1 protein-coding gene is annotated in these 2,399 nt (G+C 70.4%); it reads right to left on the bottom strand.

What is annotated here, in order from left to right; translation table 11 throughout:
• The coding region (locus ACIG5E_RS39310; RefSeq protein WP_396542094.1) for an amino acid adenylation domain-containing protein at nt 1-2,399 on the bottom strand (2,399 nt) is incomplete at both ends.

Below are 2,399 nucleotides of genomic sequence, written 5' to 3'. Positions count from 1 at the left end.
GAGCCCGGCGACGGTCGGCGTCTCGAACAGCGTACGGATCTCGGTCTCGACACCCAGGACGGTACGGATCCGGCTGACCAGCCGCACCGCGAGGAGGGAGTGACCGCCCAGCTCGAAGAAGTCGTCGTCCACGCCCACGGACTCCAGGCCCAGCACGTCGGCGAAGGCCAGGCAAAGCAGTTCCTCCCGCAGGCTCGCCGCCCGACGGCCGCCACCAGCGGCCGAGCTGCCGTAGGTCGGGGCGGGCAGGGCCTTGCGGTCCAGCTTCCCGTTGCCCGTCAACGGCAGCTCGTCCAGCACCACGACCGCGGCCGGCACCATGTGCTCGAGCAGACGGCGAGCCGTGAACTCCCGCACCGCGGCCGGCAGACCGCTGGTGTCCTCATCCGGATCATCCGCGACGACATACGCCACCAGACGCACATCACCCGGCACGTCCTCGCGGGCCACCACCGCGGCCTGCGCCACCAGCGGATGCGCCGCGACCCCGGCCTGGACCTCGCCCAGCTCGACCCGGAACCCGCGGACCTTCACCTGCTCGTCCGCACGACCCAGGAACACCACCCGGCCATCAGCCGTCCACCGCGCCCGGTCACCCGTGCGATACATCCGCTCCCCGCTGCCGTACGGGTTCGCCACGAAACGCTCCGCCGTCAGCCCCGGACGCTGCACATAACCGCGCGCCAACTGCGCACCCGCCACATACAACTCACCCGCGACACCCACCGGCACCGGCCGCAGGTGCCCGTCCAGCACATAGAACCGGGTGTTCGCCACCGGCGCACCCACCGGCACCAGACCGTTGGCGGCATCGTCCACGCCAAGACGCGTCGTCGCCACACCGATCGTCGTCTCGGTCGGGCCGTAGTGGTTGAACACCCCCCGCTCACCCGCGTGCTCCACCAGCTCCCGCACCAGGTCCGGCGTCGCCGCCTCGCCGCCCAGCACCAGCGAACGCGCCGGCAGCACACCCGCCGCCCCAGCCACCGACGCCAGCGCCGCCAGGTGCGAAGGCACCGCCTTCAGGAAATCGATCCGCTGCTCGGACAGGTAGGCCGCGACCCGTGCCGGGTCGGTGACCGCCTCCTCCCCCAGAACATGCAGCTCACCACCGGTCGCCAGGCTCGCGAACACCACCGTGTTCCCCAGGTCGGTGGCCTGCGCCTGAAGAAGCGCATACCGCCCACCCGGCACATCGAACCCGACCAGGCCCGGCACCGACGACACATAATTCGCCAAACCACCGTGCGTGACCGCCACACCCTTCGGACGACCCGTCGAACCCGACGTGTAAATCACATACGCCAGACCGTCCCCGGCAACCGACACCTCAGGCGCGGTCGTGGGCAGCGCGGACAACTGCATCGCCGTGAACGTCCCGTCGATCGCCACCAGACGAACCCCGACCGACGGCAGCTCGCCAAGGATCTCTTCCGTCGTGACGACCAGCGCCACCCGGCTGTCCTTCATCGTGAAGGCCACCCGGTCCGCTGGCTGCACGTGGTCGACCGGCAGGTAGCCCGCGCCCGCCTTCCACGCCGCCAGGATCCCCGCGATCATCTCCACGCCACGCGGCAGGGCAAGCCCCACCACCGACTCCGCACCCACACCCTGGGCCACCAGGTAGTGCGCCAAACGGTTCGCCCGCGCATCCAGCTCCGCGAACGACACCCGCTCACCGTCGGCCACCACCGCGACCGCGTCCGGCGTCCGCGCCACCTGCGCCGCGAACAACTCCACCACCGAAGCGGCCGCAACCTCCTGCGCCGTGGCGTTCCAGTCGCTCAGCACCCGCTCACGCTCGACGCCGTCAACCACGTCCACCAGCGCCACCGGCACACCCGGATCAGCGGTCACCGCATCCAGCACCCGCACCCACGCAGCGGCGATCCGCCCCGCCCACACCGGCTCGAACAGATCAGCCGACACCGTCACCGTGCCCCGCACACCCGCCGCACGACCCTCACCGTCGAACACCTCAGTGACGATGACGTCCAGGTCGAACTTCACAGCCGAGTCGTGAACATTCGCGACGGAGGTCTCGTCAGCGGGCTGCTCGCCGCTCTCGCCGCCGGCCTGGAGCCCGGGCAGGTCGAGCACGGCGTCAATGGTGTTCTGTGTCGTCAGAACCACCTGGAAGAGCGGGTGGCGGGCCATCGAGCGCGCCGGCGCCAGCTCCTCCACCAGCCTCTCGAACGGCACGTCCTGGTGCGCCAGCGCCGACAGGGTCCGCTCCCGAACCCGGCCCAGCAGCTCGCGGAACGACGGCTGACCCGACAGATCCGCCCGCACCACCAGCGTGTTGATGAAGAACCCGACCAGATCATCCAGCGCCTCGTCCGTACGACCCGCGTTCGCCGAACCGATCGGAATGTCCGTCCCCGCACCCAGCTTCGACA

The organism is Kitasatospora sp. NPDC053057 (assembly GCF_044546945.1).
Classification (GTDB): domain Bacteria; phylum Actinomycetota; class Actinomycetes; order Streptomycetales; family Streptomycetaceae; genus Kitasatospora.
This window is presented reverse-complemented; position numbering and strand designations above follow the sequence as displayed.